Annotated in this window: 6 protein-coding genes; 4 read left to right on the top strand and 2 right to left on the bottom strand. The window is 65.8% G+C overall.

What is annotated here, in order from left to right; genetic code table 11:
• Together ABS88_RS00535 and ABS88_RS00530 are read right to left on the bottom strand one after the other, a co-directional pair.
• Positions 1-1040 (bottom strand): sigma-54-dependent transcriptional regulator (locus tag ABS88_RS00535; RefSeq protein ID WP_286748651.1); only part of this gene is annotated, 1040 nt, incomplete at its 3' end.
• Complete coding sequence (locus ABS88_RS00530; protein WP_286748650.1) at positions 1037-2713, bottom strand: sensor histidine kinase; 1677 nt, start codon at positions 2711-2713, stop codon at positions 1037-1039. The genes ABS88_RS00535 and ABS88_RS00530, both read right to left, overlap by 4 nt.
• 204 nt (positions 2714-2917) lie before the next feature.
• Between ABS88_RS00530 and ABS88_RS00525 the strand changes: the two genes are divergently transcribed.
• From ABS88_RS00525 to ABS88_RS00510, 4 genes are all read left to right on the top strand, one after another.
• Positions 2918-4303, top strand: a complete 1386-nt coding sequence (locus tag ABS88_RS00525) for a dicarboxylate/amino acid:cation symporter (protein ID WP_003039910.1) — start codon at positions 2918-2920, stop codon at positions 4301-4303.
• Positions 4300-5244: an alpha/beta hydrolase gene (locus tag ABS88_RS00520; protein WP_286748648.1), complete on the top strand. Its 945-nt coding sequence runs from the start codon at positions 4300-4302 to the stop codon at positions 5242-5244. Before ABS88_RS00525 ends, ABS88_RS00520 begins: the two co-directional genes overlap by 4 nt.
• A gap of 29 nt (positions 5245-5273) precedes the next feature.
• Positions 5274-8339, top strand: coding sequence for a TonB-dependent receptor domain-containing protein (locus ABS88_RS00515; protein ID WP_286748647.1), 3066 nt, complete (start codon positions 5274-5276; stop codon positions 8337-8339).
• A gap of 4 nt (positions 8340-8343) precedes the next feature.
• Positions 8344-9314: M14 family zinc carboxypeptidase (locus tag ABS88_RS00510; protein WP_286748646.1), on the top strand; the 971-nt coding region annotated here is incomplete at its 3' end.

The raw sequence follows: 9314 nt of genomic DNA, 5'->3' as shown, positions 1-9314 counted from the left end.
TGGCGCCATTCGGCTTCGCCGAGATCGCTCGTCTCCAGTTCCAGTTCGGCCTCGAACGCGGCCACAAATTCGCGGAAGAGATCGGGAATATCCTCGCGCCGGCTCGCCAGATCGGGCAGCGCGATGGCAATGCCGCCGAGCCGGTGGAGCAGTGCGGGATCGAGCGGCCGGGCGCCTTCTCCTTCGCCCGCGCTGCGCGAGATGGCGATGATACGGACGTCGACCGAACGCGGCCGCTCGGCACCGATCGCAAGGAAACGACGCGTGTCGATCAGGCTCAGCAACTGGGCTTTGGCTCGCTCGGGAATGCTCTCGATCTCGTCGAGAACCAGCGTGCCGCCTTGCGCCCGTTCGACGAGGCCCGACCGTGACAGCGCCACCGAAGGATCGCGCCCGAACAGGATCAGATTCGCGTCGTCGTGCATCAGAACGCCGGCATCGACGGTCACGAACGGCCTGTCGCGCCGCGGGCTGAGGTCGTGGACCAGCCGCGCGACGAAATTCTTGCCCACGCCCGTCGGCCCGGAGATCACCAGATCGACATCGGCACGCGCGACTTCGGCGATCAGGCGCTGCAGCCGCTCGGCGGTCTGCGACGAGCCGCCGATCCGGCGATGCTCCCGCTCGCGCAGCGCGTCGCGCAGGCGCCGGTTTTCGAGCACCAGCGCCCGCCGGTCGTGCGCCCGGCCGATCGCATGCACCAGCCGCGAGACCGAATAGGGCTTGGTGAAAAAGTCCGCCGCACCATTTTTCATCGCCTCGACGGCCATCGCGACATCGCCATGCGCGGTCGTGAAAATCACCTGCATTTCGGGATCGAGCGCGCGCAGATGGTCGAAAAAGGCGATCCCGTCCATTCCGGGCATACGGATATCGCTGACGATCACGCCGGCAAAGGCGGGGGTGACGGCGCGCAGCGCAGATAGGGCATCGGCGTGGGCCGACACCTCGAAACCTTCGAGCGTCAGCGCCTGCACCGTCGCCTCGCGCAGCGTTTCGTCATCCTCGACGAAAAGGACCGTGGGCCGCACGCCGGTCATGCGCGCGGGATCGTCATGACGAAGGTCGTCGCGGATGCGTCCGCATCATAGGCAAGCTCGCCGCCAAGATCGCGCATGATGTCGCGCGCGATGACAAGGCCGAGGCCGAGGCCGTCGGGCTTGGTCGTCGCGAAGGGCCGGAACAGATCGTCGGCCTGCGCCAGCGAAAGCGGCGTCCCGCTGTCGATCACGCGCAGGCAGACGGCATCACCGCCCGCATCGACGGCGACGGTCACCCTGCCCCCTTCTCCGGCGGCATCGAGCGCATTTTGCAGCAGGTTGACCAGCACCTGTTCGAGCCGGACATGTTCGGCGGCGACGACGACCTGCGTTGCCTCCTCGGGCGGCAGGTCGATGGCGACGTGCATCGAGCGGATGCGGTCGCGCAGCAGCAACAGCGCCCCGTCGATCGCCTCGCCGAGCGGCATTTCGCGGCGGTCGGCTGGCTGCCGCCGACTGAAGCGCCGCAGTTCGCCGGTGATCCGTCCGATCCGGTCCGCCAGATCGACGATGCGGGCAAAATTGCCCGACGCCTGCTCGACCTCGCCGGCCGCGAGCATCTTTTGCCCATTTTCCGCAAAAACCCGCGTCGCGGCGACCGGCTGCCCGATCTCGTGCCCGACGCCGGCCGATATCTGGCCGAGCGTCGCCAGTCGGTTGGCCTGCGATAGCTGTTCGCGCAGCGTGCGGGTTCGCTCGTCGAGCAGCGCCTGCGCGCGCGCATCGCGGCGTCGGCGCATCACGACGCCCGTCGCGGCAAGGACCGCCAGCACCAGAAAGCCGAGCGCCAGCGCCAGCCGCCCGGTCGCCACCGCCGCATCGACGCGCTGCGCCGGATCGGCGAGCAGGTGCAGCACCCATCCGTCGGGAAGGATCGGCTGCCGCGTGTCGAGCAGCGGGATACGCACCGCCTCGCCCTCATTGGGCGAAACGATCGCGAGCGGGCGTAGCGTCCGGATGCCGAACTGTCGCAGATCGGCCTCGGCATCGCGCGCGTCGGTGCTCGCGCCTTGGGCCAGATGAAACCGCCAACGCTCGTCGCTTGCCAGCAGCACCACCCCGTCGCGATCGGTCACATAGACGCGCTGGGCCGTGTCGCGCCAACTCCTCTCGAGCCCGTCGAACTCCACCTTCACCGCGACGACGCCGAGCGGCGCGGCGCGCGTCCCGATGCGCCGCGCGATGTATAGCCCCGGCTCGCGGCTGACGGTGCCGAGCGCGAACTGGGTGGCCGATCCATTAGCGAGCGCATCGTGAAAATAGCGGCGAAAGGCATATTTCGACCCGACGAAGCTGGTCGGCAGCCGCCAGTTACTCGCCGCGAGCGTCGTGCCGTCGGCGCGCATCACATAGATCGCCGCCGCCGCCGATTGGCGCGCAAGCGCCTCTAGCCGCCCGTTGAGCGCCGCCACCGAAGCACCGTCGCCCGCGGCCAGCGCGCGCACCTGCGGATCGTCGGCGAGTGCGATCGGTAGCAGGCTGAACTTGTCGAGCTCGCTGCGCAGGCTCGACGCCAATATCGCCGCGTCGTTACGTGCGAGCCCGGCCTGCTCGGACAGCGCGCGATCGTGCATCACCCGATCGGTGATCGCGACCGCGAGCGCGACGACGAGCAAGGCGCATAGCCCCGCAGCCAAGGCCCAGCGCCGCGCGCGCAGATCGATTCCCAGCACCGTCATCGCTCGATTGATGTGCGAATATCCGCACTTTGTATATCCAAAATATGCGGAAATCTGCACAAATTTGATCGGAGATCATCATAAGCCGTTGTTTTATATAGAGCCGAAGGGAGGCAGCGCGATCGTTGCGCCCGCCGCGAACCATCCTAGAATTCCCGCAACGGCCGGTTCGAGCCGGCGGACAGGGGACAGGATGGCATGGGGTCGATCAGCATCGCGGCAGATGACGGCATGGGCGGACGCAAGCGCGTACCGCTCTATCGCCAGCTCTATTTCCAGGTTGTCGTGGCGATTTTGCTCGGCGCGCTGCTGGGGCATTTCTATCCCGATGCCGGCGAGGCGCTGAAGCCGCTGGGCGACGGCTTCATCAAGCTGGTGAAGATGATCATCGCGCCGGTGATCTTCCTGACGGTCGCGACCGGCATTGCCAGCATGAAGGACATGTCGTCGATCGGCAGCGTCGCGGCCAAGGCCTTCATCTATTTCCTGACCTTTTCAACACTGGCGCTCATCGTCGGCCTGGCGGTCGCCAACATCGTGCAGCCCGGCGCCGGGCTCAACATCGATCCCGCCGCGCTGGATACCACCGCAGTCGCGACCTACGCGCACACCGCCGAGGAACAATCGCTCGCCGGCTTCCTGCTCAACATCATCCCGACGACGCTGTTCAGCGCGATGACCGACGGCGAAATCCTGCAGGTTCTGCTCGTCGCGATCCTTTCGGGCGTCGCAATCTTCACGACGCGCCCCAAAAGCGACCTCGTGCTCGATCTGCTGACGTCGTTCAGCGAAGTGATCTTCAAGCTTGTTCACATGCTGATGAAGTTCGCGCCGATCGGCGCGTTCGGCGCGATCGCCTTCACCATCGGCAAGTTCGGGATCGGGTCACTCGCCAGCCTCGCGACGCTCGTCGCGACCTTCTACCTCACCTCGCTGCTGTTCGTGGTCGTCGTGCTCGGGTTGGTCGCACGCTTCACCGGCTTTTCGATCTTCGCGCTGATCCGCTATCTCCGCGAAGAGCTGCTGCTGGTGCTGGGCACCTCGTCATCCGAAGCGGCGCTGCCGAGCCTGATGGAAAAGCTCGAAGTCGCCGGCTGCCGCAAGACGGTGGTCGGACTCGTCGTGCCGACCGGCTATTCGTTCAACCTCGACGGCACCAACATTTACATGACGCTCGCCGCGCTGTTCATTGCGCAGGCGACGGGCATCCACCTGTCGCTCGGCGAGCAGCTCGCGCTCGTCCTTGTCGCGATGATCAGCTCGAAGGGCGCGGCCGGGGTGACCGGCGCGGGCTTCGTGATCCTTGCCGCGACGCTCTCGGTCGTCCCGTCGGTTCCCGTTGCGGGCATGGCGCTGATCCTCGGGATCGACCGCTTCATGAGCGAATGCCGGGCGCTCACCAACTTCATCGGCAATGCGGTGGCGACGATCGTCGTCGCCAAATGGGAAAAGGCGCTCGATACTGATCGGCTGGCGGCGGCGATGGCCGGCACGCCGATGGCGCTGCCGAGTGAAGATAGCGAGCGCCACGAACGCTCCGGCCCGCACAGCCTTGCGATGAGCAAAGCAGGAGAAAGCGCATGATCTCGCGGCGGTCCATCCTTGCCGGCGGCGCGGCGCTCGCAGGTGCCGTCAGCGCTGCCGGATCGGCGCCGGCGCTTGCCTTTGCGGTCGAGGAAATTCCGCTCTGGCCCGGCAAACCGCCGGGGGGCAACGGCCCCAGCGGCCCCGAAAAGATCGGCGGCGCGGGGACCGGCTATGGCGCGGTATCGAATATCGCGACCCCGCGGCTGCGCGTCTACCGGCCCAATATCGCCAACGGCCGCGCGGTCATCGTCTGCGGTGGCGGCGGCTATTTCCGTATCCAGCTGTGGAAGGAAAGCACGCCCGCGGCGAAATGGCTCCAGCTGCACGGCTATACCGTGTTCGAGTTGATCTATCGCCTTCCGCGCGACGGCTGGGACGCGAGCGCGCCCTTCGCCGACGCGCAGCGAGCGATAAAGATCGTGCGCACCCGCGCCGCCGATTTCGGCATCGCGCCCGACCGCATCGGAATCATGGGCATGTCGGCGGGCGGGCACCTCGCAGGCTTCACCGCGCTGCGGCCCGACCAGAAATTCTACGACGGCACCGATCGTTTCGAAAACGCCCCGGCACGCCCCGACTTCGCGGCGCTGCTCTTTCCGGTGGTGCAGTTGCGCAAGCCGTTCGACACGACGCGGACGCGGCGCGAGATTATCGGCGAGCATCCGACCAAAGCCGCCGAAGATGCCTGGTCGCTCGATACGTTGGCGAACGGAAACGCACCGCCGATGATCCTATTTTCGGCATCCGACGATCCGATCGCACCGCCCGGCCATAATCTGTCGCTGTTCCAGGCGCTGCTCGCCAAGGGCGCGAAGGCCGAGCTGCACATTTTCGAGGAGGGCGGCCACGGATGGGGCCTCGGCACGCCCGACCAGATCCTCAGCCAATGGCCCGATCTGTTCGAAGCCTGGATGACCAGGCGGCCATTCGATCGATGAATACAGACAACAGGGGAAGGGAAATATCCATGCGTGCAATCACCATCGCAAAGCTGGCGCTACTCTGCGGACCGAGCTTGCTTGCGGCGACCGTCGCACAGGCACAGGAACCGCTCGCCGCCGAAACCGCGGCGGACCAGAGCGCGGACCAGCCGGCACCGCCCGCGGATGCGAATGAGGCGATCGTCGTTACCGGGTCGCAGATTCAGGGTGCGAAGATCAACGACGTCCTGCCCGTCACGGTGCTCGACGAAACGGCGATCGAAAACACCGGGGCGTCGTCGGGCGACGAGCTGTTCCGGGCGATCCCGCAGGCCGGCACCGTCGCGTTCAACGAACAGAATTCGTCGACCGTCAACAATGTCCGCGGCGACGTCGGCTCGATCAACCTGCGCGACCTCGGCACCGGCAACACGCTGCTGCTGATCAACGGCCGCCGGATGACGCTTCACCCCGGTTTCCAGACCGAACTGCTCGTGCCGGTGGTGAGCTCCGACACCAATGAAATCGCGCCGGGCAGCGTCAAGCGGCTCGAAGTGCTGCGCGACGGCGCGTCGGCGATCTATGGCGCGGACGCGGTGGCGGGCGTGATCAACACCGTCCTCAAGGGCGACATGAAGGGCGGCTTCCTTGAAGGCGACTGGCGCGCCTCCGACGGCACCAGCCTCTACAGCTACCAGATTTCCGGCGGCTATGGTTTCGACTTCGGCGGCGGACGCGGCAACCTGACTGTCTATGGCGGCTATTTCTATGAAAACGGGCTGTCGAATGCCGCACGCGACTATGCCGCGGACGATAATCGCCTGCCGCTGGTCGAAGGCACGGACTTCGAGGGCGACGCGTCGTTCAACAATCGCAACACCTTCGGTCCGTTCGGGCAATTCGATATTCAGGGTTCGTCGCCGTCGAGCCGGACGCCGATCGGCGACGATGATTTCTATCTCCAGCCGTCGAGCTTTCCCGGCTGCAAGATGGACTTCGGAGACGGCCTCTGCGCCCGGAACGGCACGACGCCGACCACGGACGTCCGCTACAACACGATCTATGGCAACAGCCTGATCAGCCAGAAGCGTCGCTACAATGCGATGGCGCTGCTGAGCTACGAACTCAGCAACAATGTCGAGGCCTATTTCGAAGGCAGCTTCTACCGGTCGGAAAACAACCGCCAGCTCGATGCTTCGGCCATCCTGAGCGCGGTGCCGGTCGGCATTTCGAAAAATGCCTATTGGAACCCGTTCGGCCCGGTCGGCAGTCCCAACCGCCTGCCCGGCACCACCATCGCCGCGAGCGGTGTGGATGTCATCATGGAGCGCTATCGCTTCGTCGACGTCGGCAATCGCGACGTGTCGGTCGACAAGAATGTCTATCGCCTCGTCGGCGGGCTGCGCGGCAATATCGGCGCGTGGGACTTCGACACCGGCTTCGTTTATTCCGAGGCGAAGCTGAACGATGTGACGCACAACCGCGTCTCGCTCACGCTGATGCAGAACCAGATCAACCTGACGACGCCTGACGCCTATAATCCGTTCAACGGCGGCTGCGTCACCTCCGATCCCGGCATCGGCGACTGCACCCCCAACCCGGCCTCGTCGATCGATCCCTTCCGTATCGACGTCTACCGCAAGGGCGGTACCAGCCTCGCGCTCGGCGACTTCAAGATCAGCCGCAACGACCTCCTGTCGCTGCCGGGCGGCGATCTGGGTATCGCCGCAGGCGTCGAATGGCGCCGCGAAACCTTCTACGATGACCGCGATCCGCGGCTCGACGGGACGATCACCTTCACCGACAGCGTGACCGGCGAAGTCAATGGCAGCGACGTTGCGGGCACCAGCCCCTCGCCCGACACCAGCGGCGCGCGCGAAGTCTATTCGGCCTTCGCCGAACTGCTCGTGCCGGTCGTCAGCCCGGAAATGAATATCCCGCTGATCAACCGCTTCGATGTCCAGCTCGCCGGCCGCGTCGAGCATTTCAAGGATATCGACGCAACCGCCGCAGTTCCGCGCATCGCCGCATCCTGGTCGGTCTTCCCCGGCGTGACCTTCCGCGGCGCCTGGTCGCGCGGTTTCCGCGCGCCCAATCTGGTGCAGGTCAATGACGCGGGAACGACGCGGTCGAACACGCGCGACGATTTCGTCCTGTGCCAGGCACAGCTCGAAAAGGGGCTGATCTCCAGCCTCGGTTCCTGCACCGGCGCGGGCACGATCAGCTATCGTTCGGGAACCGAGAATCTGAAGCCCGAGGACAGCACCAGCATCAACCTGGGTATCGTGCTCGAACCGCGCTTCATCCCGGGGCTGACGCTGACCGCCGATTACTGGCGCGTCAAGCAGACCGGGCTGGTCGGTACGTTCGGCGACGACAATGCCATCGCGCTCGACCTGCTGCGCCGCCTGAACGGCAGCAGCAACCCCAACGTCATCCGCGCCGATCCGACCGCGGAGGACATTGCGCTGTTCACCGGCACCAGCCTCGCCCCCGCGGGCAAGATCACCCAGGTGCTCGACCCCTATCTCAACCTCGACAGCCGCGTCTCGAAGGGGTGGGACTTCGGCCTGTTCTACAAGGTGCCTGATTTCGGCATGGGCAAATTCCGCCTGAGCCTCAACGTCGCGCACCTGATGAGCTTCGTCCAGTCGGCGGGTCCCGACGGTCAGGAAATCATCGATGGCATCGCCTCGGGCGTCCTGCCGCTCGACGTGACGGTCGGCGGTCTGGGCGAGCTGGTCGAGATCGAGGGCCGGCCGAAATGGCGCGCGACCGGCGCGATCAACTGGGGAAGCGGCCCGGTCGATATCGGCCTGTTCGGCCAATATACGGGCAAGGTATACGACACGAGCGTGATCCGCGACGTGCTGATCGATTCCGACGATCCGAATGCAAACTATTACCCGGTGCACGACCAGTTTACGCTGAACCTCTCGATCGCCTACACGATCAAGAATGACACCCCGCTCGACGGCACCCGCTTGCGCTTCGCGATCAACAATCTGTTCAACGAAGATCCGCCGCTTGCTGACGAGGATTATGGCTTCTTCAGCAATCTCTACACCGCGCGCGGCCGCGTGTTCCATGTCGAGTTGCGCAAGAAGTTTTAGCGCAATGCGGCTGTCCAGCGCCCTGGCGCAGCGCGTCGCGCTTGCGCTGGTCATCGGAGGGACGGGGGCGTGCAGCGGCACACCCCCGCTTCCCCCGTCCCTCGCCGCCGCGCCGGTCGAGCGCGGTTCGGGGTGCGCGACAAGCACGGTACGGATCGACTTCGATTTCGACGAAGCGCCCGCGTCGCGCTGCGTCATCCGGGGCGAGCGGTCGTTCGCGATATTGATCGGCCCCGAACATGCGCCGCCGATCAACCCGAGCCCCTGGTACGCCTTCCGCTACCGGGCGAGCGGGTCGGCCGATATTTCGGTCGAGCTCGACTATCTTGGCGCGGCGCATCGCTATGCGCCCAAATTGACCGTAGGCGGCGCCGTCGCTCCGCTGTCCGCCAGCGTTGCGGCGGACGGAATGAGCGCCACGCTCTCGCTGCCCGCCGGCGAAGGGATCGTCAGCGGACAGGAATTGTTCGGCAGCGACCGCTATGACGCGTTGCTCGACCGGCTTGCGGCGCTACCCGCAGCCGAGCGGCTGACACTTGGCGCGTCGCTCGACGGTCGGCTGCTATCGGCGGTCCACATCGGCGACACGAAGGCGCCGCGGCTCGTCGTCCTGATCGGACGCGCCCATCCGCCCGAAATTACCGGCGCGCTCGCGATGGATGCCTTTTTGCGCGCGCTCGCGGACGAGATCGCCGCGGGGCGCGTCGACACCGCAGCGACGCAATTCCTTATCCTGCCCCTGCTGAACCCCGACGGTGTCGCGCGGGGTCACTGGCGCGCGAACCGCGGCGGCGTCGATCTCAATCGCGACTGGGGCATCTTTTCGCAGCCCGAAACGCGCGCGATCAAAAACTGGCTCGATCGCCTGCCCGCAGGCGTACGCCCGGTCGCCATGGTCGATTTTCATTCGACGCAGCACAGCCTCTTCTATGTGCAGGGCGCCGACGAAACGACGCCCGCGGAGGAGGCGTTCCT

It is taken from the genome of Sphingopyxis sp. SCN 67-31 (assembly GCF_001725095.1).
This window is presented reverse-complemented; position numbering and strand designations above follow the sequence as displayed.